The sequence below is a fragment of the Thioclava sp. JM3 genome (assembly GCF_002213185.1).
GTDB classification, from domain to species: Bacteria; Pseudomonadota; Alphaproteobacteria; order Rhodobacterales; family Rhodobacteraceae; genus Thioclava; species Thioclava nitratireducens.
Genome location: NZ_NBOB01000003.1, coordinates 308,434 through 334,094, shown reverse-complemented (window position 1 = coordinate 334,094; position 25,661 = coordinate 308,434). Strand labels below are relative to the sequence as shown.

The 25,661-nt window shown below is 63.3% G+C and carries 23 protein-coding genes, 1 tRNA gene and 1 pseudogene; 6 read left to right on the top strand and 19 right to left on the bottom strand.

The features are described from left to right. Positions 1-43: 43 nt before the first annotated feature. The 5 genes from B6V73_RS07520 to B6V73_RS07500 form a co-directional block, all read right to left on the bottom strand. Positions 44-475 carry a peptidylprolyl isomerase gene (locus tag B6V73_RS07520; protein WP_075775548.1) on the bottom strand — a complete coding sequence of 144 codons (432 nt, stop codon included), beginning with the start codon at positions 473-475 and terminating at the stop codon, positions 44-46. A 193-nt stretch (positions 476-668) separates the two neighbouring features. Next, complete coding sequence (locus B6V73_RS07515; protein WP_075775549.1) at positions 669-1,409, bottom strand: YebC/PmpR family DNA-binding transcriptional regulator; 741 nt, start codon at positions 1,407-1,409, stop codon at positions 669-671. Positions 1,410-1,517: 108 nt separating this feature from the next. Beyond that, positions 1,518-1,913 carry a hypothetical protein gene (locus B6V73_RS07510; RefSeq protein ID WP_075775550.1) on the bottom strand — a complete coding sequence of 132 codons (396 nt, stop codon included), beginning with the start codon at positions 1,911-1,913 and terminating at the stop codon, positions 1,518-1,520. A gap of 12 nt (positions 1,914-1,925) precedes the next feature. After that, positions 1,926-3,704, bottom strand: coding sequence for an SLC13 family permease (locus tag B6V73_RS07505; RefSeq protein ID WP_075775551.1), 1,779 nt, complete (start codon positions 3,702-3,704; stop codon positions 1,926-1,928). 133 nt (positions 3,705-3,837) lie between these two features. Then, the gene (locus B6V73_RS07500) at positions 3,838-4,653 is read right to left on the bottom strand and encodes a TIGR00282 family metallophosphoesterase (protein WP_088720254.1); all 816 of its coding nucleotides are present in this window, start codon (positions 4,651-4,653) and stop codon (positions 3,838-3,840) included. Between the two features lie 159 nt (positions 4,654-4,812). On the opposite strand from B6V73_RS07500, the gene B6V73_RS07495 reads away from it, so the two are divergent. From B6V73_RS07495 to B6V73_RS21325, 5 genes are all read left to right on the top strand, one after another. Continuing rightward, positions 4,813-6,831 (top strand): ASKHA domain-containing protein, encoded by a 2,019-nt coding sequence (locus B6V73_RS07495; RefSeq protein WP_088724916.1) that lies wholly within the window; start codon positions 4,813-4,815, stop codon positions 6,829-6,831. 168 nt (positions 6,832-6,999) lie between these two features. Next, entirely contained in the window at positions 7,000-7,560 is a 561-nt protein-coding gene (locus B6V73_RS07490; RefSeq protein ID WP_088720252.1) for a fasciclin domain-containing protein, read from the top strand. 155 nt (positions 7,561-7,715) lie between these two features. Then, positions 7,716-7,789, top strand: a tRNA-Gly gene (locus tag B6V73_RS07485). 465 nt (positions 7,790-8,254) lie between these two features. Beyond that, positions 8,255-9,556 carry an MFS transporter gene (locus tag B6V73_RS07480; protein ID WP_088724915.1) on the top strand — a complete coding sequence of 434 codons (1,302 nt, stop codon included), beginning with the start codon at positions 8,255-8,257 and terminating at the stop codon, positions 9,554-9,556. Positions 9,557-9,656: 100 nt separating this feature from the next. Beyond that, positions 9,657-9,788 carry a hypothetical protein gene (locus tag B6V73_RS21325; RefSeq protein ID WP_276206793.1) on the top strand — a complete coding sequence of 44 codons (132 nt, stop codon included), beginning with the start codon at positions 9,657-9,659 and terminating at the stop codon, positions 9,786-9,788. Between the two features lie 232 nt (positions 9,789-10,020). Here B6V73_RS21325 and B6V73_RS07475 read toward each other — a convergent pair whose 3' ends face one another. The 11 genes from B6V73_RS07475 to iolG all read right to left on the bottom strand — a co-directional run bounded on the left by B6V73_RS07475 (position 10,021) and on the right by iolG (position 22,023). Next, positions 10,021-10,800: a TIM barrel protein gene (locus B6V73_RS07475; RefSeq protein ID WP_088720250.1), complete on the bottom strand. Its 780-nt coding sequence runs from the start codon at positions 10,798-10,800 to the stop codon at positions 10,021-10,023. A gap of 24 nt (positions 10,801-10,824) precedes the next feature. Further along, complete coding sequence (iolB, locus tag B6V73_RS07470; protein ID WP_088724914.1) at positions 10,825-11,631, bottom strand: 5-deoxy-glucuronate isomerase; 807 nt, start codon at positions 11,629-11,631, stop codon at positions 10,825-10,827. Then, positions 11,628-11,831, bottom strand: coding sequence for a hypothetical protein (locus B6V73_RS07465; protein ID WP_078542413.1), 204 nt, complete (start codon positions 11,829-11,831; stop codon positions 11,628-11,630). Before B6V73_RS07465 ends, iolB begins: the two co-directional genes overlap by 4 nt. Before the next feature lie 4 nt (positions 11,832-11,835). Next, a complete protein-coding gene (gene iolE, locus B6V73_RS07460) occupies positions 11,836-12,750 on the bottom strand; it encodes a myo-inosose-2 dehydratase (RefSeq protein ID WP_088724913.1) in 915 nt (304 codons plus the stop codon). A 102-nt stretch (positions 12,751-12,852) separates the two neighbouring features. After that, positions 12,853-14,709: a 3D-(3,5/4)-trihydroxycyclohexane-1,2-dione acylhydrolase (decyclizing) gene (gene iolD / locus B6V73_RS07455; protein ID WP_088724912.1), complete on the bottom strand. Its 1,857-nt coding sequence runs from the start codon at positions 14,707-14,709 to the stop codon at positions 12,853-12,855. Between the two features lie 95 nt (positions 14,710-14,804). Continuing rightward, on the bottom strand, positions 14,805-16,724 hold the full coding sequence (gene iolC, locus B6V73_RS07450; RefSeq protein WP_088724911.1) for a 5-dehydro-2-deoxygluconokinase: 1,920 nt from the start codon (positions 16,722-16,724) through the stop codon (positions 14,805-14,807). Further along, complete coding sequence (locus B6V73_RS07445) at positions 16,721-17,869, bottom strand: Gfo/Idh/MocA family oxidoreductase (protein ID WP_240504115.1); 1,149 nt, start codon at positions 17,867-17,869, stop codon at positions 16,721-16,723. The genes iolC and B6V73_RS07445 overlap by 4 nt, the downstream gene beginning before the upstream one ends. Positions 17,870-17,910: 41 nt before the next feature. Further along, entirely contained in the window at positions 17,911-18,732 is an 822-nt protein-coding gene (locus B6V73_RS07440; RefSeq protein WP_088724909.1) for an ATP-binding cassette domain-containing protein, read from the bottom strand. A gap of 1 nt (position 18,733) precedes the next feature. Then, positions 18,734-19,837 (bottom strand): ABC transporter permease, encoded by a 1,104-nt coding sequence (locus tag B6V73_RS07435; protein WP_088720243.1) that lies wholly within the window; start codon positions 19,835-19,837, stop codon positions 18,734-18,736. 121 nt (positions 19,838-19,958) lie between these two features. Next, positions 19,959-20,885 (bottom strand): sugar ABC transporter substrate-binding protein, encoded by a 927-nt coding sequence (locus tag B6V73_RS07430; RefSeq protein WP_088720242.1) that lies wholly within the window; start codon positions 20,883-20,885, stop codon positions 19,959-19,961. A 142-nt stretch (positions 20,886-21,027) separates the two neighbouring features. Beyond that, complete coding sequence (gene iolG / locus B6V73_RS07425; RefSeq protein ID WP_088724908.1) at positions 21,028-22,023, bottom strand: inositol 2-dehydrogenase; 996 nt, start codon at positions 22,021-22,023, stop codon at positions 21,028-21,030. Between the two features lie 172 nt (positions 22,024-22,195). Between iolG and B6V73_RS07420 the strand changes: the two genes are divergently transcribed. Continuing rightward, positions 22,196-23,218 carry a LacI family DNA-binding transcriptional regulator gene (locus B6V73_RS07420; RefSeq protein WP_088720240.1) on the top strand — a complete coding sequence of 341 codons (1,023 nt, stop codon included), beginning with the start codon at positions 22,196-22,198 and terminating at the stop codon, positions 23,216-23,218. A 140-nt stretch (positions 23,219-23,358) separates the two neighbouring features. Here B6V73_RS07420 and B6V73_RS07415 read toward each other — a convergent pair. The 3 genes and pseudogenes from B6V73_RS07415 to B6V73_RS07405 form a co-directional block, all read right to left on the bottom strand. Continuing rightward, positions 23,359-23,832: pseudogene (locus B6V73_RS07415) on the bottom strand (IS3 family transposase); the annotation flags it as partial. 417 nt (positions 23,833-24,249) lie between these two features. Next, positions 24,250-24,969, bottom strand: coding sequence for a Crp/Fnr family transcriptional regulator (locus B6V73_RS07410; RefSeq protein ID WP_240504114.1), 720 nt, complete (start codon positions 24,967-24,969; stop codon positions 24,250-24,252). After that, positions 24,947-25,612, bottom strand: coding sequence for a sensor histidine kinase (locus tag B6V73_RS07405; RefSeq protein ID WP_168174876.1), 666 nt, complete (start codon positions 25,610-25,612; stop codon positions 24,947-24,949). The genes B6V73_RS07410 and B6V73_RS07405 overlap by 23 nt, the downstream gene beginning before the upstream one ends. Positions 25,613-25,661: the final 49 nt, after the last annotated feature.

Genomic DNA, 25,661 nt, shown 5'->3' with positions numbered 1-25,661 from the left:
GAAGGCACAGCCGCCGTTGAAGTCACGCCAGGTGCGTGCCGACTTACGCGTCGATCTTGACGAGTTCCACGTCGAAGGTCAGCGCCTTGCCGGCGAGCGGGTGGTTCGCGTCGAGGACGAGTTCCTTCTCGTTCGCCTCGGCGACGGTCACGTTCACGGTCTGGCCGTCCTGGGTCTGAACCTGAAGCTGAGTGCCCGGCTCGGTCGGGATGTCGTCGGGAATGTTCGCGCGGTCGACGGCCTGCATGCGCTCGGGGTGGTGCTCGCCATAGGCTTCTTCGGGCTCGACACGCACGGTGCGCTTTTCGCCCTCTTCCATGCCGGTCACGCCCTTGTCGAGGCCGGGAATGATCTGCCCCGAGCCGAGCGTGAAGGAGAGCGGCTCGCGGCCTTGCGAGCTGTCGAAGACGGAGCCGTCATCGAGCTTGCCGGTGTAATGCAGATGCAGGGTGTCGCCAGCCTTTGCCTGGGTCATGGTGATATCCTTTCGCGGGCAGATGAATTTGCCGAGGCCGCGGGGGTTCGCGGGTGCTCGGAGCGTCACGCGACAACGTGGGGGTTATGGCCCGGAATGTAAACCGGGGCACGGGAAAAGGCGCAATTTCACGCGTTTTTCATGCAAAAAGCGCCCCGGAGGGCGCTTTTTCCTATTTTTCCGGCGAAACGCGTTACAGCTGCGCTGCAACATCTTCGGGCACGTCGAAATTGGCGGTGACGGATTGCACGTCGTCATCGTCTTCGAGCGTGTCGATCAGCTTCATCAGCTTCTGGGCGGTCTCCAGATCGACCTCGGTGCGGTTCTGGGGCTTCCAGATCAACTTGGCCTCCTCGGCCTCGCCCAGTTCCTTCTCCAGCGCGTCGGAGACATCCGAGAGGTCTTCCATCGCGCAGTAGATCCAGTGGCCTTCCTCGTCGCTCTCGACGTCTTCGGCGCCCGCCTCGATCGCGGCCATCAGCACGGTCTCGGCATCGCCCACGGACGCGGGATAGATGATCTCGCCCATACGGTCGAACATGAAGGACACCGAACCGGTGGTGCCCAGATTGCCGCCGTTCTTGGTGAAGGTGGAGCGCACGTTCGACGCGGTGCGGTTGAGGTTGTCGGTCATCGCCTCGACGATCACCGCGATGCCCTCGGGGCCGTAGCCCTCGTAGCGGATTTCGGTATAGTCATCGCCGTCGCCCGCCTGCGATTTCTTGATCGCGCGGTCGATCACGTCTTTCGGCATCGACTGGGATTTGGCCGCTTTCACGGCGAGGCGCAGGCGCGGGTTCTTCTCGGGATCGGGGTCGCCCATCTTCGCGGCAACCGTGATCTCTTTCGAGAGCTTGGAAAACATCTTCGAGCGCGCCGCATCCTGCTTGCCCTTGCGGTGCTGGATGTTGGCCCATTTTGAGTGGCCTGCCATGGGTATCTCCGTTCGGAATAGTCGCGAAATCGACCCCGTATAGTGCGCAACGGGGGGATGATTCAAGATCGATGGATGCGGGCCGGCTCCGTGCCCGCCGGCGCGAGGTTACTGCGGCAGCTGGATCTGGCCCTCGCCGCGGGCATGCGGCGGCACGTCACGAGGCGTCTTGAAGTGCCAGCGCCGACCGGCCGCGTCTTTCAGCGTCACCTCGGCATAGGGCTGGAAAAGGTCCCCCACCCCACTGCCCGCGAGATAGCTCGGCTCGAAGCGGGTCACTTGGTAGCGCATCGGATAGGGGCAATCCACAAGGTCGCCGGTATACTGGCCCGAGATATTGGCGTGGCAGTTGGTTCCGTCATTGAACGACACCTGCATCACCGTGCCCCGGAAGCTGATCTTGTCCGGCCAGGACGGTGCGCGGGTCCCCGGCCCCGGCACGCATGCGGCGAGCGCGAGCGGCGCGAGAAGCGACAGGGCGGCGAGACGAGCGGCAAAGCGCATGGGGGAACCTCCTCAGAAGGGCCAGATCAGCGGGATCAGCAGGCAGGCGGTCACCCCGGTCACGATATCCATCGGGATGCCGACGCGCAGGAAATCGGTGAACTTATAGCCACCTGGGCCATAGATCATCATATGGGTCTGATATCCTATCGGGGTCGCGAAAGCCACCGAGGCGGAGAACATCACAGCCACGGCGAAGGGCCGCGGATCGAGCCCGAGAGCGGCGGCCAGCGAGATCGCGATCGGGGTGTAGATCACCGCCACGGCGTTGTTCGACAGCAGCTCTGTCATGAACAGGCCGAGGAAATAGACCACGAAAAGCGCAAGCTGCGGCGGCAGCATCTTCAGCAAGGGCGCCACGCCCGAGACGATCAGTTCGACTGCGCCGGAATGCTCGAGCCCCGCGCCGACCACGAGCATCGCGAAGATCAGTGCGAGCAGGCGGCCCTCGATGAAGGTGAAGGCCTCGTCGGTATCGATGCAGCGGCTGACGAGGATGCCCGCCACCGCCACCATCGCGAGCGCGAGGATTGGGGCCACGCCAAGCGCCGCGAAGATTACCACCGCACTCAAAGCACCCATCGCGAGCGGCAGATGCGAGCGGCGATAGGCGCGCGCCTGCGGTTTCGACACGTCCACAAGGTCCATATCAGAGGCCAGACGCGCGATATCCTCGGGCGCGCCTTCAAGCAGCAGCGTATCGCCCACCACCACGATCAGATCGTCGAGCTGGCGACCGATATTCTGGTTCCGGCGGTGCGCGGCCAGCGTGTAGACGCCATAGCGGCGGCGCAGGCGCATGTCGCCCAGACGCTGCCCGATCATCCGGCAGCCGGGCGAGATCAGCACTTCCACCGTCTCGGTCTGCACAGAGGACAGCTTGTCGACCATGCGAAGGTCGCGGTTCTTCTGCATCCCGAGCAGTTCTTCCATCTCGGAGCGCAGCACGACGCGGTCGCCCGCCATCAGTTCGACCGAGGCCAGATCTCGGCGCAGCGAGGCATCGCCGCGCAGCACGTCGATCACCCGTACGCCCTCGCGCTTGAAAGTGTCGGCCTCCTGCACTTTCTCGCCGATCAAGCCGCTCTCCTCCGGGATCGCGACCTCGGTGAAATATTTCATCTTCGGCCGATCGCCGAGCATGAAGGACAGCGATTGCCGCTCGGGGATCAGTTTCGGCGCGAAGATCATCAGGAACGCCCCGCCGACGAGGCAGATCGCGAAGCCCAACGGCGCGATCTCGAAGATGGTGAAGGGCTCCATGCCGCGGCCGCGCACGACGCCGTCGACGAGGATGTTGGTCGAGGTACCGATCAGGGTGATCATGCCCCCCATCACCGTGACGTAGCTCAGTGGCATCAGCAGGCGCGACGGCGAGAGGTTCAGCTTGCGCGCGACCTGAATGAAGACCGGGATCATCACCGCAACGACCGGCGTGTTGTTCATCACCGCGCTGGCGAACATGGTGATCGCGAACATCAGAAGCACGGTGAGCTTCGGGTTCTGGTCGATCCGCGATTCCGCATAGCGCGTCATCGCGTCGAGCGCGCCGGTGCGCACCAAGGCCCCCACGATCAGGAACATGAAGGCGATGGTCCAGGGCGCCGGGTTCGACAGGATGGCGGCCGCGTTCTCGTAGGGGACGAAGCCGAAGATCAGCATCAGCGCCGCGCCCGCGATCGCGGTGACCTCTGGCGGCCAAGTCTCGCGGACGAACATCGCGAACATCCAGCCCACGACGAGAAGGGCCGCGACTGCCGTCTCGGTGCCGGTGAAGGGCAGTTGGATCATGTCAGGCTCTCGCGAAGGCGCATCGGGCCGATACTATCGACACGCGATGCACGAGCAAGCGCGCTCTGCCCACAGCAAAGGAAATTTGCACGCAACGGCATGAGGTTCGGGCAAATCGGGACGCGAACGGCGCTCAGAGCGGCACCGATTGCGCGAGCCTGCCGCCGGTGCGCACCGCTTCGCAGCGGGTGGCGCGGCCGGTCTTGTCGTCGGTCTCGACATAGAAGCCGCAGAGCGTCACCGGACCGCGCGCCGGCGAGAAGCGTTCCTTCGACATGCCGGTCACGAAGCGCCGCATCGGTTCGGCCTTGGCCATGCCGATGACGGAGTCGTAATCGCCGCACATTCCCGCATCGCTGAGATAAGCCGTGCCCTTCTCTAGGATCTGCGCATCGCCTGTGGGGACATGGGTATGGGTGCCCACGACGACGCTCGCACGCCCGTCGCACCAATGGCCCATCGCCATCTTCTCCGAGGTCGCCTCGCAATGCACATCCACCAGCGCGGCCTGCACCGCCCCGCCCAGCGGGTAGCGTTTCAGTTCCGCCTCGATGGCCGAGAAGGGATCGTCGAAGGCGCGTTTCATGAACACGTTGCCCAGCACCTGCGCCACCAGCACCTTGCGCCCGCGCCGGTCCTGGAACACCCGCGCGCCCTTGCCCGGCGCTTCCTTGGCGTAGTTCACGGGGCGGATGATGCGCGGCTCGCTCTCGATGAAGCGCAGCATGTCCTTCTGATCGAAGGCGTGATCGCCCAGCGTCACCACGTCCGCGCCCGCATCCAGCAGAAGCTTCGCGTGATCGCCGGTCAGCCCCATGCCGCCCGAGGCGTTCTCGCCATTGACCACGACGAAATCGAGGCGCCACTCCTCGCGAAGTTTCGGCAGGGTTTCGGTGATCGCGGCGCGGCCCGCGCGGCCCATCACATCGCCTAGAAAGAGTATCTTCATGGCCCGATTAGATAGAGCGCGGCGCCAGCGAGAGCAATGGGCGGCGCGCATCGGCTGCATGATGATGATGACGATTTCTCATGCAGGCGCGTCGGTTGCGGGCTTTGCTCTGCCCCGCATGGGCCCTAGAACGAGGGGCAAGGAAAACGGGAGCGCGATATGACCGAAGACGTGCAGGTAATCTTCACCCCCTCTGGCAAGCGGGGGCGCGTGGCGCGTGGCACAAGAGTGCTCGCGGCGGCGCGCAAGCTGGGTGTCGATCTCGATTCCGTCTGCGGCGGGCGCGGCGTGTGCTCGAAATGCCAGTGCACGCCGTCCTTCGGCGATTTCCCCAAACTCGGCCTGCATGTGGAGCCCGGCGCGGTCAGCCCGATCAACGCGGTCGAGGAACGCTATGACCGGATTCGCGGGTTGAAACCGGGGCGGCGGCTGGGCTGCCAGACCGAAATCCTCGACGACGTGGTGATCGACGTGCCGCCCGAAAGTCAGGTGCACAAACAGGTCGTGCGCAAGGCGGCTTCCGAACGCGTGATGGAGATGGATCCGGCGACGCGCCCGGTCTATGTCGAAGTCGCGGAACCGGATATGCACCGCCCCGAGGGCGACCTGCAGCGGCTCTCGCAGGCCCTCGAAAAGCAGTGGCAGATCAAAGGCGTGCGCGCCGATCTTGATGTTCTGCGAATCCTGCAGCCCGCGCTTCGCAAGGCCGATTGGAAGGTCACGGTCGCGATCCACGATGCGGGCGACGGGCCGCGCGTGACGGGCATCTTCCCCGGCGTGCGCGAGGTGCCGCTGTATGGGCTGGCGATCGACCTCGGCTCGACCACGATTGCGGGGCATCTGGTCGCGCTCGATGACGGGCGGGTGCTGGCGAGCGCGGGCGTGATGAACCCGCAGATCCGCTTCGGAGAAGACCTGATGAGCCGGGTCTCCTACGTGATGATGAACCCCGGCGGCGATCAGGAAATGACCAACGCCGTGCGCGATGCGATGGGCGATCTAGCGCGGCAACTGGCGGAAGAGGCGAAGGTCGAGACGGGCGAGATCGTCGAGGCGGTCGTCGTCTGCAACCCGGTGATGCACCACCTGTTGCTGGGCATCGATCCGGTGGAGTTGGGTCAGGCGCCCTTTGCGCTGGCGACCTCGGAGAGCCTTGAATTCGCCGCGCGCGAGATCGGCATCGAGGCCAGCCCCGGCGCGCGCGCCTATATCCTGCCGCTGATCGCGGGCCATGTCGGCGCGGATGCGGCGGCGGTGGCGCTGTCCGAGGCTCCGCAGAAGCGCGACGACCTGTCGCTGATCGTCGATGTCGGCACCAATGCCGAGATCATTCTCGGGAACAAACAACGGGTTCTGGCCTGTTCTTCACCCACCGGCCCGGCCTTCGAGGGCGCGCAGATTTCCAGCGGCCAGCGCGCCGCACCCGGCGCGATCGAGCGCATCGAGATCGACCCGGAGACCAAGGAGCCGCGCTTCAAGATCATCGGCAACGAGCACTGGTCGACCGATCCCGAATTCGGCACGCCCCGCATCACCGGCATCTGCGGCTCGGGCATCATCGAGGCCGTGGCCGAGATGCGGATGGCCGGGATCGTGGACACATCAGGGCTGATCGGTTCGGCCGAGCAGGTCGGTACCCCGCGCTGCGAGCCAAACGGGCGCACCCATGAATACGTGATCTACGACGGTGGTGAGGAAGGCCCGCGCATCACCGTCACCCAAGGCGACATCCGTGCGATCCAGCTGGCGAAATCCGCGCTCTACGCGGGCGCGCGTCTGCTGATGGACGAGATGGGCGTGGACACGGTCGACCGCGTGGTGCTCGCGGGTGCGTTCGGCGCGCATATCTCTCCGAAACACGCGATGGTGCTGGGGATGATCCCGGATGCGCCGCTCGATCGTGTCACCTCGGCGGGCAACGCAGCGGGCACCGGCGCGCATATGGCGCTGTGCTCGGTGAAGGCGCGGCGCGAGATCGAGGCGCAGGTGCATCAGATCACCAAGGTCGAGACCGCGATCGAGCCGCGCTTCCAGGAGCATTTCGTGGCCGCGAACGCGCTACCGCACGCCACCGCCCCCTTCCCCGAGCTGCGCAAGATTGCGCCGCTTCCGGAGGTCAGCTTCAACACCGGCGGCTCCGGCGAGGATGGCGGGCGCAGACGGCGCAGGCGCGGCTGAGGCGTGCCTGCAGGCCTCGATTCAGAGCGCTGCGAGCGGCCCGATTTCGGGCCGGATCAGCCTGCACACGATTTCGTGATGAGACGTAAGTGATCGGCTCGCCCCCGGCGCGCCGTAACCCTCTTGCTTTGGCGGGGACAACCGTCGCTCAACAGGGAAGGAAAACCTATGTCCATGAAATTCCGCGCATTCGCCGCGTCGCTCACCGCAGCCGCAACCTTGGGCCTCGCCCTGCCCGCGCTGGCGAACCCGATGGTCGGTGGCGCGAAAATGTATGAGAGCAAGCCGATCGCGGCGAACGCTTCGGCCGCTCCGAACCTCACGACGCTCGTCGCAGCCGTGAAAGCTGCGGGCCTCGTCGACACGCTGGCGGGTCCCGGCCCGTTCACCGTCTTCGCGCCGACCAACGCGGCCTTCGACAAGCTGCCCGCGGGCACCGTCGACACGCTGGTGAAGCCGGAGAACAAGGAGATGCTGACGCATATCCTGACCTGCCACGTCGCCAAGGGCGTGATCACCGCCGAGAATATCATCGCGACCGTTCAGAAGGGTAACGGCATGGCCACGATCAAGACGCTCGGCGGCTGTGATCTGACCGCGATGGTCAAGGACGGCATGGTGATGCTTAAGGACCCGAAAGGCGATGTCGCGACGGTTCAGACCGCCGATGTGAAACAGAAGAACGGTATGGTCCACGTGATCGACACGGTGCTTCAGCCGAAGATGTAACTACCCCCCGCGCGCCTCGTCTCCCTTTTTTCGCGCGGCGCCTGGCGCCCGGTGAGCTGATCCTCGCCGGGCGCTTTTTCATGGGAGGGCGCGGGGCCACGCGCGATCCCTCTTGACCGTGGCTTTCGGCTGGAATACCTCTGCGTTCGCACCATGCGGGTATGATGTAATGGTAGCCTGTCAGCTTCCCAAGCTGAACGCGCGGGTTCGATTCCCGCTACCCGCTCCACCCTCCCGAGACGATAAGCTGCTGTTTTGAATGCGCCATCCCCGCACTACGGCGGAGAAGAGCTTTCGGCTGTTTTGCTGACTGAGAAGCCAATTCAGGACATAATTCGACGGAAATTCCCGAAGAGTCCCGAAGAAACTCCCGAAGCGGATGGACCCCATGCGCCCGACCTACAAAACCAAGAGCTGGCCAGCCTACAGTAAGCCGGCGGCAGCGTCGCTGGGTTGAGCCTAACAGCGGTCGCGATGGTCGCGGGGCTCGCTGACGATCTGGTTTGACCCCGAGATGACCGAGGATGCCGTGCCGACAGGTCGACGTGGCCACCGGCAGACTGTCTGTCATGCCTGCACTGGCGCAGTTCTCAGTTTTGGAGATATTCTTCTCCGGAAAGCACTGAATTTCTTGACGTTGGTCCCTCCGAGTCCAGATTTTCAATGAAGAACCAAGAAGGAGCAGTTCGGTCGCATGGTGAAGAGCTTGTTCTCTCTCGGTGCCCTGTTTCTGGGTTCAGCGTTTTTGCTGTTCGCGGGTGGCGTCAATGCCTTGATCCTGCCTGTCCGCGGCGAGGCCGAAGGCTTCACGGCAGCGTCGCTCGGCCTGCTCGGGACAGGGTGGGCAATCGGCTATATCGCGGGGTGCTTGCGCACGCCTGCCCTCGTGGCACGTGTCGGCCACATCAGGGCATTTGGGGCCATGTGCGCGATTGCTGCCATTGCCATTCTTACTTCTCTCATCCTTATCACACCATGGGTCTGGATCCCTGTGCGGGCGCTGTCCGGTTTCTGTTTTGCAGGAGCGGCAATGATCGTCGAAAGTTGGCTCAACGAGCGGACCGAGGCATCCTCGCGCGGTCGGGTCTTCGGCATCTATACGATGGTAAATCTTGCTGCGACGACGGCTGGCCAGATGGTGCTGACACTCGGGGATGCCAGCGGGTTTTTCTTCTTCGTTCTGGCCGCGATGGTTTACTGTCTGGCGCTTCTGCCGACAGCCATAAGCGCGACAACGACCCCGCGGCCGCTTACAAAGGTCTCGCTCAATCTGCGGGGACTTTGGAAAAATTCACCCATCGCAGTCTTTGCGGTGTTGATGGTCGGTGTCTCAAATGCTTCTTTCGGAACTTTGGCCGCCGTTTACGCGGCCCGGATCGGCCTGACGCTGGGCCATATTGCGTTGTTCGCCAGCATTCCGATTCTGGCAGGCGCCGCGATGCAAATCCCCGTCGGGATCGCCTCGGACCGTCTTGACAGAAGAAAAGTGCTGATCGCCATCGCCGGCTTTGCCCTTGTTTCTGATGCGCTCTTTCTGGTCTCGGGCGCGACCACTCCAGCCGCTGTGCTTAGCCTTTCCGCTCTGTTTGGAGCGACGGTTTTTGCGATGTATCCGGTGATCGTGGCCCATGCAAACGACCATGCCGAGCCCGGAACATATATTCAGGTGAGCGGTGGTCTGTTGCTTGTGTTCGGGATCGGGTCGATCATCGGCCCTACGGTTGCCGGTATGTCGATGACGGCATTCGGGGCTCTCAGCCTGTTCGCTGTCACCGGCGCTGCACACATCCTTTTGTTTGCTTTCGCGGCCTACAGGCTAAGAAATGCTCCTGCCGTCTCGAGTGAAAACAAGGTGGCGTTCCAATCCAAACCGATGGCCCGCGCTTCGACACCTGAAACGGTCGCCCTCGGTGCTGATCAGGCCGAACTGGATGCGGACCAGCCCGAAGACGCTCCCCTCCCCATGGAATTGGCGCAACAGGACCCAAGAGAATGAACTCCGTTATTTTGGCGACAATTGGCCTTGCAGGTGTGGTGGTCGGCGGCGAACTCCTTGTGCGCGGTGCTGCTCCGTCCGCTCTGCATACGATGGAGGAATGGCCGGTCTCATGAAGCTGCAGCGCAGCGGTCTGACAAAGGCTGAGGGTCAGCTTTGGGCCGTTAACGAAGTGATGCAGGAATGGGCGGAAAAACAGTCATTCGCTGCATTTGGTGCGAAAGTCCGCTAACGGCGTAGCGCGACGAGCAGGTGATCAAGGCTGAGAACGGGCCTGGGTCGGCACGCATCGTGAAGTCTCGATCCGTAGACGCGAGAGCTGTCAGTTCAAATTCAAAGCCGCGAAAACCAGCATTTCCGTTCACATGACATGCTGGTTCCTTGAGACTGTAAAAGGATCGAGCGCACAATAGTGTGCTGGTCGGAAAAATGACCGGCACACTCCTTTCCAGTGGTAAATGCTCTCAGACCGTGAAGGCTCTGCGGAAAGCCTCAAGTGCGACCTCATCATCGCCTTGCGCGAAGGCCTCCATGCCCACAGGGCCCTGATACCCCATTTTCTGCAACGCCCTCGCCACACCGGCGTAGTTGATCTCGCCAGTGCCCGGCTCACAGCGACCCGGATTGTCCGCCACCTGAACCTCACCGATCCAAGGCAAACAGGCCTCACACCAGCGGATCACATCGCCTTCGCCAATCTGCGTGTGATAGAGGTCGAGATTGATCCGCAGCTGTGGTCGATTGACGGTCGAGACCAGCGCCAGAACATCCGCTGTCGCGCCGAACGGGCATCCCGGATGGTCGATCGGGTTGAGGTTCTCGAGGGTGAAGACCACCCCCTCCTCCTCGGCCAGATCGCAAATCCTGTTCAGCGTATCGCAAGCACGCTGGAACATGCCCGGAGCGAAGCTCCCAGAGTGCGGGATCGGGAGACCGCCGTCCCCAAGACCCGTGCCATGCAGGTTGAGCCGGTCCACGCCAAGGCGCTTGCCGATCTGCGCAATCTCACGGGCCGAGCGTAACAGCATCTCGGCACCTTCGGGGTCACTCAGCCGCCCCTGCAGATAGCCGTTCATGATCGTGTAATTCGCTCCCACCGCCTCGAGCTTGTCGAGATCGTGGTCGGGCCCGTTCCACAGCCCTACGCCGAAGCCCATCTCGGTGAGGCGCGCCGCGCGCCATTCGATCGGGCGGTCACTCCAGAGCATTTCTGCGCAGGCGGCCAGTTGAAATGGTTGTCCCATGGTTCTTCTCCCAACGGATGCCGCTCAGGCATCCCGCTCCATGATCCACTGCACAGCAGGATCAGCCTGGAAACGCCAGTTGCGGCGCGGCCCGGCCATGACGTTGAGGTAATACATCTCGAACCCGTAAGGCGCGCCGCAGGGGTGATGCCCGCGCGGGACCAGCACAACGTCGCCATCCGAGAGCGCCATCGTCTCGTCGAGCGTGCCATCCTCGGTATAGACGCGCTGGATGCCGAAGCCCTGCGCCGGGTTCAGGCGGTGGTAGTAGGTCTCTTCGAGATAGGTGATGCGCGGGAAGTCATCCTCGTCATGGCGGTGACTTGGATAGGACGACCAGTGGCCCGCTGGCGTGAACACCTCAGTCACCAGAAGGCTGTCGCAGTAATCCTCTCCCTCCATCGCGATATTGTTGATGTAGCGCGTATTGGTGCCCTTTCCGCGCTCGGTCAGGCTGATCCCGTCGGGGCCGATGCGGCGCGCCTCATGCCCGCCTTTGCCCGGCGCGAGGCAGACCGCGATCGTGCAATCCGTCTCTGCCACGGCCCCCCAATGCTGATCGTTCGGGACATAAAGGCAATGCGGCGGCGTCTTCTCGAACACATCCATCCGCTCGCCCAATACCCCCCAATCCCGCCCGGCGGCGTTAATCGCGGCCTTGCCCTCAACCATCACGAGGATCGCCTCGTTAGAACCGGTCGCCTCCGCCGCACGCTCGCCCGCCCGCAGCCGATAGAGCGAGAAGCCGACATAGCGCCAGCCCGCCGATTGCGGGGTGATCTCGTGGACTTTACCATGAGTGCCAAAGGGTTTGCGCAGCAGATCGGTCATTTGTCTTCTCTCGGCTTGAAGGTCACGAAAAGACGATAGGCGGCATACCCGCCCATCGCGAGGAACAGGATCGCGAAACCCGGATCTCCAGCGACGAGTTCGAACAGCCCCCAGCCAAGGGCCACCCCCACCACCAGCAGCCGCTTCCAAAGCGGGCGGAACCAAGGCGTGTCGAAATCGAGGAAGCGATCACGGGCCATGCGCTCAGGCCTGTTCGGTGGCGATCAGCCCCGCCTTGACGGCGGCTGACTTGAGGGTTTTGAGCCCCAGAGATTGATACTCGAACGGGTTGCGCTGATCGGGATCCTGCTCGGCCTCGATCACGATCCATCCGTCATAGCCAGCCTCGTTGAGGATCGAGAGCAGCGGCGCGAAATCTATCCCTCCTTCGCTATCGCCGGGGACGGTGAAGACGCCGCCGCGCACCCCGTCCATGAAGGACATGCCTTCCTCGCGCACTTTGCGCATAACTTCGGGGCGAACATTCTTGGCGTGGAAATGGCGCACGCGGTCGACGTATTTGCGCAGGATCGGAGCCGGATCGATCCCGTCGCCGCCGAAATAGCAATGCCCCGCATCGAACAGCAGCTTCGTCGCAGGGCCGGTCGCCGCCATGAACGCGTCGATCTCGGCAGGCGTCTCGACGACGGTGCCCATGTGGTGGTGATAGACCAGATCAATGCCCTGCCCTGCGGTGAACGCCGCCAGTTCCTCGACCTTGGCACCAAATTCGGCCATTTCGGCGGCGCTCAGAACCGCCTTCTCGCTCAGCGGCACGTCCTGCCCCTGCACCGAATTCGACGTCTCGCAGGCAATACAGACCTTGCAGCCATTATGCTTGAGCTTGTCGAGATGCGGCTGGATCGCCGCCTTCTCAGCTTCCACTGATTGCGTCAGAAGGTTGAGCGAATACCAGCCCGAAACGAAATCCAGCCCATAGCCACCCAACAATTGCTTGAGCGCTTCCGCGTCGTCCTGCGGCCAGCGATGGCCATTCTCGATCCCCTCGAAACCGATCTCAGCGGCTTCGCGCAGGATCTGTTCGGTCGGGATATGCGCGCCCAGCGACGGGTCGTCGTCATTGGCCCAGGCGATCGGGTTCGTGCCGAAACGGATCATGGTTCAACTCCTCGAAGGGGGATACCCCTTCCTCTTGGTTCAAATATCCCGGGGGCTCGCGTCCGCGAGCGGGGGCAGAGCCCCCGGTCTCAGGTCGTATTCTCAATTCACCAGCCGCGCGTTTGCGATCTGGGTCAGGTATTCTTCGAAGCGATCGCGCTGCTTCTGGCGGTCCGAGACCTCGGGCACCGCCACGTCCCAGAATGCGCCGTGCTTGCCTGCGCTGGTTTCGAGCCCGGTGCCGGGGAAGTCCTTGGCCACCGTGTCGATCACGATGACCGTCGGAATGTCGCGCGTGCGCGCGGCTTTCACTTCCGCCTCCAGTTGGTCGGTATTGGCCGCCTTCACCGCATGCGCGCCCATCGACGCCGCGTGTGCGACGTAGTCGATCTCGGGCTGCACCTCGACGTTGCAATCGACATACATGTTGTTGAAAGGCTCACCGCCGCAGCCCATCGTCTGCAGCCGGTTGATGCAACCATAGCCGCGGTTGTCGGTCAGGATCACCGTAAAGGGCACCCGCCGCATCACCGCCGTCGCGAGCTCCGAATTCGCCATCATGTAGCTACCATCGCCCACGAAGCAGAGCACCTCGCGTTCGGGCCGCGCGAGCTTGAGCCCCATCGCGCCCGCCACCTCGTAGCCCATGCAGGAATAGCCGTATTCCATGTGATAGCCGCCCTGAGAGGGCTTCCACAGCAGCTTCAGCGCGCCGGGCATCGTGCCCGCCGCACACATCGCGACCGCGTCGTCACCCGTCGCGCGTTGCACCGCGCCGATCACCTGACCGTCGGTGGGCAGTGCCGCCTGATCCTCGGGACGCGCGCAATAGGCGTCGACCGCGCGCAGCCAGTCCTCGCGGGCCTCCGCATCGGGCGCCGCGGCCTGATAGTCGCTAAGCGCGGCGCTCAGCATCTCCAACGCGATCTTGGCATCGGCCACGAGGCTCTCCGCCCCGTGCTTGGCCGCGTCATAGCCGTGGATATTGATCGAGACGAGCTTCGCCCCTTCCCCGAACAGCGTTCGCGAGCCGGTGGTGAAGTCTTGGAACCGCGTGCCGACCCCGATCACCAGATCGGCGTTTTGCAAGGCGGCATTGGCCGCCGCCGAACCGTCCACGCCGGAGGCTCCGAAACTCATCGGATGGCTCTGCGCGAGGCTCGACTTGCCCGCCTGCGTTTCGGCTACCGGGATCCGGTGCTTCGACGCGAACTCGGCCAGCGTGTCTTCGGCCTGCGAATAGACCACACCGCCACCGGCGATGATCACCGGGTTCTTGGCCTTCGTCACCATCTCAGCCACACGCGCCAATTCCCCCGCATCGGGAGCGGGACGGCGAATACGCCAGACGCGCGGCTCGAAGAACTCGACCGGGTAATCATAGGCCTCGGCCTGCGTGTCCTGACAGAAGGCCAGCACGGCGGGACCGCAATTGGCCGGATCGGTCATCACCCGCAGCGCGCGGGGCAGCGCGCTCAGGATATGTTCGGGGCGCGAGATCCGGTCGTAATAGCGGCTCACGGGCCGGAAGCAGTCATTGGCGCTGACGGTGCCATCGTCGAAATCCTCGACCTGCTGCAGCACCGGATCGGGACGGCGCGTGGCAAACACGTCGCCCGCCACGATCAGCACCGGCAGCCGGTTCACATGCGCCAGCGCGGCCGCCGTCACGAGGTTCGTCGATCCCGGCCCGATCGAACTGGTCACCGCCATCGCGCGCATCCGCTTCTTGCCCTTGGCATAGGCGATCGCTGCATGACCCATCGTCTGCTCGTTCTGCCCGCGCCAGGTCGGGAAGACCTCCTTGTAGGCATGCAACGCCTCACCGATCCCGGCCACGTTGCCATGCCCGAAGATCGCCCACATCCCTTCGATGAACCGCTCGCCATCCTCGGTCATCTGCACCGAGAGCCACTTCACCATCGCCTGCGCGGCGGTCAGCCGGATCGTCTCACCCATCTCTCTCTTCCTCTCTGGGGCCACTTCCTCTTGGCCCAAATATCCCGGGGGGCTCCCGAAGGGAGCGGGGGCAGAGCCCCCTCCCCGATCACACCTCAAGCAGCCTTGGCCGCCTTCGCACGTGCTCCGTCCCAGATCCCGCAGAGCCGCGTGTAGCGGCGCGCCATCTCGGCCACGGCCTCGGCATCAGTCAGCTCACCCTGCATCCAGGCCCGCGCCACGTCACCGAAGATCGTCCGGCCGACGGCGAAGCCCTTGACCAGATCGAAACTCGCCGCGACCTCGAAGCTGGCGGCCAGCTCGGCCTCGGGCGCATCCAAGCCCAGCACCACGATTCCGCGGGTGTGCTTGTCGTATTCCTCGATGGCGGCCACGGCCTTGGCCCATCCGGCCGCGTCCGCCATCGGTTCCAGCTTCCACCAATCCGGGTAGACGCCGATCTCGTAGAATTGCCGGATCAGGGTCGCGGTGGTGTCGGCATCGACCGCCCCCACCTTGGACGGAATGACCTCGAGCAGGAATTCCAGCACGTTCCTGCGCGCCGCGGTAAAGAGGCGCTTGACGGTAGCCTCTTGATTGACGCGCGTCTCGGCATCGTCGTCGGGGTGGCAGAAGCACAGGACCTTCACCACCTCCTCGCGCGCCCATTGGGTCAGCCCGCCGCAATCGGGGCCAAGCTGCGGTTCCAGCTCCAGCGGGCGGCTCCCGGGCCATTCCGCAGGCCTCCCGATCCAGAGGCCGGACCCGGAGGCCGCATGCAACGCCGCGCGCCCGATCCGATCGTCGCAGAGAATACCATAGCCCGGGCGGCCGTCCTGCACTTGGGTTGCCGCCGACAGGCACAGCTCCTTGAACGCCCCACCCTTCTCGAGCGTGTAACCCGGCATCTCTTCGAGCTGCATCCGGTGATCGAAGGCGAAGACCCGGTAATCCGACCAATCGGGCAGAGAGCGCGTGTGGCGGTTGGTCGACCAGTGGATCTGCTCCAGCTCCGCATCGTTGCGCAGATCGGGCTGCTTCACGCCGCGCTTGAGGAAGAATTCCAGTTCGGTCAGCGAGGGATAAGCGGGCGTGCAGCCATGGCGCGAGACCGCAAACGCCCCGCAGGCATTGGCGTATTCCAGTGCCTTCGGCCAGCTCTCGCCGTCGAGCCAGCCCTTCATCAGACCCGAGAAGAACCCGTCGCCTGCGCCCAGCACGTTGAACACTTCGATCGGGAAGCCCGGACCGGTCTGGCCGTCATCGAGGCTGTCGGGAATCTCGCCCTCGAAAGCCACCGCGCCGGCGGCTCCGCGTTTGCAGACCAGCGTGGCATCGCAGACTTTGCGCACCGCACGCAGCGCTTCGATCGTGTCCGTCGAGCCGCCCGCGATGTGGAACTCCTCTTCGGTGCCCACGATCAGGTCGAAATGATGCAGCACGTCCTGCAGCTTGGCCGTGACCTCGGCGCTTTCCACAAAACGGCTCTCGCCCTCGCCATGGCCCGCCACGCCCCAGAGGTTCGGGCGGTAGTCGATGTCGAGCGCGGTCTTGGCCCCATGCTTGCGGGCCAGTTCCAGCGCCTTGAGCACCGCCGCCCGCGTGCGCGGATGCGACAGGTGCGTGCCGGTCGCCAGCACGCTCCGCGTCCGCGCGATCAGCGCCTCGTCGATGTCCTCCTCGCTCAGCGCCATATCCGCGCAGTTCTCGCGGTAGAAGATCAGCGGGAACTGCTCTTCATCACGGATGCCGAGGATCACCAGCGCAGTCAGCCGCTCCGGGTCCGTCTTCACGCCGGTCACATCCACCCCTTCGCGCAGCAACTGCTCGCGGATGAAGCGGCCCATATGCTCGTCGCCGACGCGAGTGATCAGCCCGGACTTCAGCCCCAGCCGCGCCGTCCCGCAGGCGATGTTCGTCGGAGACCCGCCGATATACTTCTCGAACGAGCCCATATCCTCCAGACGCCCGCCAATCTGCGCGCCATACAAATCCACGCCGGCCCGGCCAATCGTGATCACGTCGAGGTTTTTCATGCCATATCTCCGATCCGGATCGGGGCACCGTTGGAGCGCGCCATTGCGTGGATCACCGTCTCGATCTCCAGACCGGCGGCGAAATCGGGACCGGCATTCGAGCCACTCGCGATGGCCGCGCACAGGTCACGCGCCTCGATCACTTTCTGTTCGTTGAAGCCAAAATTGTGCCCCGGCGCGGGGCAGAAGGCGGCGAAGTCGGGCTGCTCGGGACCGGTGAGGTGACGTGTGAAGCCCGCCTCTCCAGCGCGGTGCAGCCACAGTTCGTTCATATTCTCCTGATCGAAGACCAACGTGCCGTCCGAGCCATGAATCTCCCATTGCAGGCGACATTTGCGGCCCCGCGCGACCCGCGACGTGGCGAAGGAGCCCTGCGCGCCGCTGGCAAACCGGATCAGCGCCATCGCGCTGTCCTCGTTCTCGACCGGTTTCGGCCCATCGGGGGAGCCGCGCTCTGGGATAGCGATCTGCGTCATCGCGGTCAGTTCCTCAACCGGGCCCATAAGCGCGACCATTTGCGACACGAGGTGGCAGCCCAGATCGCCCAGGGCGCCCAGACCACCAGCCTCGCGCGTCATCCGCCATGACCACGGGAGGCGCGGGTCGGCGGAATAGTCTTCGTCGTAAACTCCGCGGAAGGCGCGCGGCGTGCCGATCGCGCCTTCGGCGATCAGCTTGCGCGCCATCTGGAAGGCGGGCGAACGCAGGTAGTTGTAACCGAGGATCGTGACCTGTCCGGGATGCTCAGTAGCAAGCGCCGCCATCGCCCGCGCATCCTCCAACGTCAGCGCCATCGGCTTTTCGAGCCAGACATGCTTGCCTGCACGCAGCGCGGCTTCCGCCATCGGGCGGTGCAGACCGTTGGGCGCGGTGATCGAGACCACGTCGACCGCCGGGTCGGTGCAGCTCGCCTGCCAATCGTCGCTTCCGCGTGCGAAGCCGAACTGCTCGGAGAACGCCCGGGCTTTGTCGGAGGGCGTGTCGCAGAGGACCTCCAACCGGGGATGCGCACCGCCGAACACGGTCGCGAGGTTGCGCCACGCCATTGCGTGACATTTCCCCATGAAGCCGGTCCCGATCAGGGCCACGCCAAGCGGAGTTTCGGGCATCTGAAGCGCCATGTCACCCTCGGTTTCTGAAGTCATTGTCACTCGTGGCAGGGGCATGCCGCGCCCCTGCCCGCCTGTCAGATTGTGCCGCCGAGCGAACCTTCGAGCTGCGCCATCTCCTGACCGCCCGCCATCATGTCCTGCAACTCGTTGGGTGTGATCTCACCGCGGTTCGCGGTGCCCAGCGTCTGGCCGCGATTGAGCACGGTGAAGCGGTCGCCCACCGCCATCGCGTGACGCACGTTGTGACTGATGAAGACGACGCCCACACCCTGCTTGCGCACCTTGTCGATCGTGGCGAGCACGTTCGAGGTCTGGCGCACGCCGAGCGCCGAGGTCGGCTCGTCGAGGATCAACACCTTCGCCCCGAAATAGACCGCGCGGGCGATGGCCACCGTCTGGCGCTCGCCGCCCGAGAGCGTGCCCACCGCCTGATCGGGACCACGCAGGTTGATGCCCATGTTGCGCATCTCTTCGACGCAGACTTCATTGGCGTGCTTCACATCGAAGCGCTTGAACGGACCCGAGCCTTTCGTGGGTTCGCGGCCCATGAAGAAGTTGCGCGTCACGCTCATCAGCGGGATCATCGCAAGGTCCTGGAAGACCGTGGCGATCCCGGCTTCCATCGCGTCGCGCGGGCTCGAGAAGTTCATCGGCTTGTCTTCGAAGAGTATTTCGCCTTCTGTCGGCTTATGCACGCCGGACATCGTTTTGATGAAGGTCGATTTGCCCGCGCCGTTATCGCCCAGAAGACAGTGACACTCGCCGGGGCGGATGTCGAAGCTGACGCCCGCCAGCGCGATCACGTTGCCGAAATGCTTCTTAATGCCGCGCATCTCGAGGATCGGTTTCGTGTCGGCGGAGACGGCGCCGTGATGGAATGCGGTTTCGAGTTCCATATCAGCGTTCCCCCGTCACGCGCTTGCGGATCACGTTGTTGAAGATCACGGCTAGCAGCAGCATCCCCCCCAAGAAGACCTGGAACCAGTCCTGATCGATAGAGGTGTAGGTCAGACCGATCACAACCATGCCGAAGATGATCGCACCGAAGAAGGCGCCGATCGCCGACCCGTAGCCCCCGGTCAGCAGCGAGCCCCCGATGACCGCGGCGATGATTGCCTCGAATTCCTTCTGGAAGCCGCGCCGTGCATCGGTGGAGCCTGCGTCGATCACCGTCATGATAGCGACCAGGGCGGCGCAGCAGGCGGTCACGACGAAGAGCGTCGTCTTCACCCGGTTGACCGGCACGCCCGAATTGGAGGCGGCGGTCTTGTCGCCGCCTGCGGCGAAAATCCAGTTGCCCGCAGGGGTTCGAAGCAGGATCCAGGTCGCGAAAAGTGCGATCGCGATGAACCAAAGGATCTCGACCGGGATGCCCGGCACTTTGGGCGCGCCGGATTTGAACCGGTCGATCCAGCCCCATTCGGCGAGCTTCGCGAAGAGACCCGTAAACGCGTCGCCCGAGAAGAACGGCGCCAACCAGTCGTCGCCCACCGCTTCGCGCACGCCGCGCAGCTGGGTCGATCCGCCGGTGAGATACTTCAGACCGACGAGCGACAGGCCCCGCAGGATGAAGAGGAATGCCAGCGTCACGATGAAGGACGGCAAGCCGGTGCGGATCACCAACTGACCGTTCACCACGCCCATCAGCCCCGCGAAGATCAGAGTTCCGGGAATAGCGACGATGAGCGGCAGACCGAGATTGACCACCAACGCGCCGAAAATCATTCCCGCGAACGCGACCATCGAACCGATTGAGAGGTCGAACTCGCCTCCGATCATCAAAAGCGACGCGCCGATGGCGAGAATGCCGAGTTGTGCGGCGGGCGTCAGGAAGTTCATGATCCCGGAGAGGGTGAACATCGAACCGTTGGCGGTGAAGAGAAAGAAGATCGTTACGAGAACGAGCCCGGCGATCGCGCCCAGCTCAGGCCGCTTCATCAAGCGCGCGAGCAGTGACTCCTCGCGAACGCGCTCGTCGGTGACCGTAGTGTCGGCTGGCATTTTGCCCTCCCTGAAAATGCTGCTCCGTGGCGCTGTTGTCCCGCGATAGCTCGCGACGGCGCCGGTGGGATGCGCACGTATTCTTGGAGCGCGCATCCCCTTGTCTGTCATCCGATGCGGATCAGCGGATGCCCTTGGCTGACAGGTCAACCACCTGGGCGGCCTTGTCCTTGGTGATAAGGTTCGGACCCGAGGCGACGTCCGAGGCCGGGATCAGGCCGTATTTCGCATAGAGCGCGAGGAACGAAACCGGTAGGTAGCCCTGGAGGTATTGCTGCTGGTCGATCGCGAAAGCCGCGTCGCCATCTTCAACCGCCTTCAGGAAGCCGGGCGACATGTCGAAGCTCGCCACCTTGATCTGGCCGCCGCCCTTGCCGAGCGCCTTCACAGCCGCCACCGAGGGCTCGCCTGCGGTCGCCGCGCCGAGTGCCATCACCGTGTCGATAGAAGGATCGGAATCGAGCGCTGCGCGCACCTTGGCTTCGATATCGGTCGGGTCATTGGTAGTCGGCAGAACGGTCGAGTCACCGAAGCCTTCCGCAAAGCCCTTACAACGCAGGTCGAGCGAGACGTTACCGACCTCCTGGTTGACGCAGATCGCTTTGGTGCCGCCCATTTCCTTGAGCTTCTCACCCGCACGCTTACCCGCGTCTTCCTCGTCCTGCCCCACATGCAGCAGGGCGCCGAGCGATTTCGACACGTCCGAGCCCGAGTTCATCGAGATCACCGGAATACCCGCTTCGACCGCGCGTTTAATAGACGGCCCGAGAGCGTCCGCATCAGGAATCGAGACGACGAGCCCGTCCGGCTCCTGGTTCACGGCGGCGTCGATCAGCTGGCTCATCGCGACCATGTCGAAGGTTTCGGGCGAGCGGTATTCGACATTCACGCCGGTATCCTTCGCCGCCTGTTCGACGCCGTTCTTCACAACGGACCAGAACGGGTCATTGGCCTGCCCGTGCGAGACCACGACGATATCCGTCGCGAAAGCCGGTGCAGCGAAGGCAACCGTAGTGGCCGCGACTGCAGCACGCAGAAACTGTTTCATTTATTCCTCCCAGACTCTTTCTGTTTGTCACCGCACCACGACCCTCCATGTCGCTTCCGATGCGGCCTGACCGATCCCTTCGGCCTTTGAACCACAGGCACCTCCTCGCGCCTGCGATCTCCGTCCACTCCGAGGCCGAGCCTCAAAGCGTCGCCAGATCGACGGCTTTCCCCGTCTTGGCGGATTTGGTTGCGGCCTCGGCCATCGCGAGCGCGGCCACGCCGTCCTCGAGCGTCACCGGCATCGGGCGGCCTTCAGCCAGAGCAGTGACGAACACGTCCCATTCCGCGGCATAGGCGGGCATGTAACGTTCGAGGAAGAAATAGGTGGGCTTCGCCGAGGAGACCCCGGCCACGGTCGACTTCGAGACGGTGTTCTCCAGCATGTTCGCCGCGCTCAGCAGCCCTTCCGAACCCAGAATCTCGACCCGCTGATCGTAGCCGTAGACGGCCCGGCGCGAGTTCTTGATGACTGCAATGCGTCCGTCTGCGTAGGTTAGCGTGACCACGGCGGTATCCACGTCGCCCGCCCTTCCGATCGCCGGATCGACGATGGACGAACCGACGGCGCGAACGCTGACCGGCGCACTGTCCATGATGAAATTCGTCATGTCGAAATCATGGATCATCATGTCGCGGAACAGACCGCCCGAGACCTTGATGTAGGAAACTGGCGGCGGCGCCGGGTCGAAGGACGTGACCGAGAGAAGCTCGGGCTTGCCGATCTCACCGGCCTGCAGGGCTGCGCGCAACGCACCAAAGTTCGGGTCGAAGCGACGGTTGAACCCGATCATCACCGGCTGGCCGGTTTTCGACACGACTTCCAGGCAGGCCTTCGCCCGCTCCAACGACAGATCGACGGGTTTTTCGCACAGCACCGCCTTGCCCGCCGCAGTCGCCTTTTCGATCAGATCCGAATGCGTATCGGTCGAGGTCGCGACGAGAACCGCGTCGATCTCCGGGTCGGCGATGATCTCCTCCGAACTCGCCACATTGGCCCCGAATTTCGCAGCAAGTGCCCGCGCAGCCTCCGCGTTCACGTCCGAGACCGCAACGAGCGCGCTGCCCGCATGTCCGGCAATATTGACCGCATGCACCTGACCGATACGGCCGGCGCCGAGCAATCCGATTTTCAGCATCCATTCCTCCCAGAACCGGTCCGATTCGACCGACGATTGGCGTTAACATCAGACTTTTTGCACGCGCGTGCAAGAATTTTTTGCACGCGCGTGCAAAACCGACTCCGTTGGCGCTCATTTCTGTGTGTATGCTTGCGTGAAAGCTGATAGGTCAGTTTGGGAGGAGAGCCCGATGACCGAAGTCCGAAGACCAAATTTCGAAAACAACATCACCGCCGATGATGTCGCGGAAGCCGCCGGCGTGTCGCGCTGGACGGTGAATCGCGCCTTCAAGAAGGACGCTTCGATCTCGCCTAAAACGCGCACCAAGGTAATGGAGGCCGCGAACAAACTCGGTTACGTGCCCGATCTGCGCGCCGCCGCTCTGGCCTCGGACCGTTCTAATCTCGTTGCGCTTCTGGTCGATGACTTCGCCAACCCCCACAAGTTGGTAATGATGGAGCGCCTGACGCGCATCCTGCGCAAGCATGGCTGGGATACGCTTCTCGTGAACACGCTCGATCGCGACGATGCGGGACATGCGATCCTGAATGCCAGCCAACGCCGCGTCGATGCCGCGATCCTGATCGGGATCCAGTTCGATGACGACGTGCTCGAGACCGCGCTGCATGCCCGGCGCTTCCACAAGCTGATCATTTTCGCGCGCACCTCTCGCCACCCGGACACGATCTCGATCGCGGTCGACGATGCCTTGGCGATGCAGGAGATCACCGCCTATGTCGCCGAACGTGGCTATCGCCGCCCCTTGTTCCTTGCAGGTCCGCGCACCTACTCCGCGCATTTGCTGCGCAAAGAAACCTTTTTGGGCTGCTGGGAGCGGCGTTTCGGAACAATTCCTGAATTCGCCGAAGTGCCCGCCTATGATCCGATACTCGCCGAGCAAGTCGTAACCCGAATGCTCACGGATCGCCCACGCGACGAGATGCCCGATATTCTCGTCTGTGAAAACGACGCGCTCGCGATCGGAGCGATCGACGTAATCCGCCACAAACTCGGACTGCGCATCCCCGAGGATATCGCGGTGACGGGCTTCGATGACGTGCCCCAATGCCAGAGCCCGAATTACGCGCTAACGACCTATCGTCAGCCATTGACGGAGATGGCCGAATATCTCGTCGAAGTGCTCGAAAGCAGTGAAGATCGCGACTTCGACCGCGCGTTCAAGGGCACACTTGTCCCTCGCGCAAGCGCCTGATGCAGCAAAGCCCGGTCCATCGATCGACTGAAGAATTGGTCGTGGGGGCGAAAAGCGCCTTGAGCGGGCGTAACTACTTCTTTTTTTCAGCGATTAAAGATCTCCCGTAGCCCCCAAAACACTGAATAGCCCCGCGTTTTTTAGACGCCTTCGTGTCTCAGTTTCTGCTGCCGTTCAAAGTCGACGGGCGACAGCATTCCGTTCCGGGCGTGCTTGCGCTTTGGATTGTAGAACATCTCGATGTAGTCGAACACATCCTGCCTGGCTTCTTCGCGGGATCGGTAGGTCCGTCGTCTGATCCGCTCACGCTTCAGCAGGTTAAAGAAGCTCTCAGCGACCGCGTTGTCATGGCAGTTTCCGCGGCGGCTCATCGAGTGCTCCAGATTGTGGGCCCGAAGGAACGCTGCCCTGTCCATGCTGGTGAATTGGCTGCCCTGGTCCGAATGGATCAGAACCTTTTCCCTGGGCTTTCTCCGCCATGTCGCCGTGAGCAGCGCTTGCAGGACAACTTCGGTCGTCTGGCGGCTTTGCATCGCCCATCCAACGACACGACGCGAGAAGAGATCGATGACAACGGCAAGATAGGCGAAGCCTTCCTGCGTGCGGATAGCCGTGGAGGCAATTGAGAACGTTGGAGAATACCGCGCCCTTCCGGAGTTCGATTGCCGAAAGTGCAGCGCGCTACCCGCTCCAAGCTTCCCTGACCTGTAGAATTCCGAATTCCGACGATAATCTCGCCAGAAGGTCAGGGCCGCTGCCGGTGTCTTTCCCTCATCGAGCCATTCGGCGACGAGCGTCAGGCTGGCATGGAAGATCGCTTGCCTTTGGTCGTCTCGGACGGTGACCGAGATCGCATGCGGGTCGTCATTGGGGAGGACGTCCTTGGCAATAAGGGTGAGTGCGGCGATGGCCTCTCGCCGTGCGGCCTCCCGGTCCTCCAATTCCAGCCCGGTGCTATCGCGGACACTCATCCGTCCGTCGTCAGTGTCGAAAAAGAACAATGCCATCAAACAATTCCTTCACTCATGCGCTTATGACGTCGAACCCTCGTCAAGATGAAGGTAATCGGGATCGAACTCGGAAAATTCGATCATCCTCTCGAAGTCTGTAACCACGATCCTTCGCCCCTGGAGCGACACCAGCCCCGCGTCCCGAAGGCTCGCCATGACCCGTTGGGCGTGCACGTGAGAGATGCCGAGAATGTCGGCCAGTTCTTCCTGCGTCAGCGGCAACATGCTTCCGAGCGAGAGGCCGACCGCCTTCAGTCGGAAATGCATCTCGCACAGCAAATGCGCCATCTGCCGATCCGATCTTCGTTTGCCCATGTTCACGAGCCATTCGCGCAGAATCGCCTCGTCGACGAGCGTCGCCCACCAGAGCGAGCGCTGGATTCTCGGGTAATTCTCCAAGAGATCGTCGACCGTGCTACGGGGAATGTCGACGATTTTGCATTGGGTGAGTGTGCCGATGCTGTGATCCATCCGCTTCAGCATCGAGATATGAAGATCGCAGAAATCGCCGGGCAAAAGCAGCGCGACGATCGCCCTGCGCCCGTCCGGCATCAGCTTGTAGCGACACGCGATACCCTCGATCACGAGGCGCACGGCATCGGGACTCTCGCCCTGCCGGATCACATCCGTTCTGGGCCCGAGGTCGTAGGCCTCCTTGGTCACGGTCGTCAGCCGGTCGCAATCGTCTTCGGCCAAAAAGCCTCCGTGCTTCAGTTTCCTAGTGAGGATCTCCACCATCATGGCTCCTTGTCCTATCTCGCGGACCCGCGGGAAATTCGACCGTGAGCACCGTTCCGCCATTGTCGCCTGCGGTCCAGCGGGCGCTCCCGCCGATCTCCGAAGCAAGGTCTCGAATGAGTTCGCACCCCTGGCTTTTCGTCAAATTCGCATCGTCGGGCATACCATCGCCGTCATCGGAGACACACAGCCGCCCAGTGCCCGCAGACGACAGGGTCACCTCGATGTCGATATGGCCGTTGACGTTCATCGCCGCCGGATACGCATGCTGGATGCAGTTGGTGACGGCTTCCTGCAGAATGAGCGCGATCGCCCCGGTGCATTGGCGCGACAGTCCGGAGAGATCGTCCCGCCGCACCGAGATTTCGATGCTGTGCGGCAATGCGATCTGCCGCCAAAGCTGCTCGACCCCGTCCAGATATCGATGCAGCCCCCCGTCTTCGGCGATCGAGAGACCGGTCTGAAGCTGCGAGACCGTCAATATCTGGTCGAGGACAAGCGCGAGGCGCGAGCGCGCTTCGGGGGTCTCGGCCTCTCTGAGTTGGCGGCGGGTGTGTGCCGACAGAAGCTGGAAGCTATTGGCCATCCGGTGCCGGATTTCCGCGACGCGATCGGCCTCGACGCTCTCGTGGGATTTCTGTTTCACGTCAATGCCTTTCCGAGCCATTTCCTGATGCATCGACGCTGAATTCATG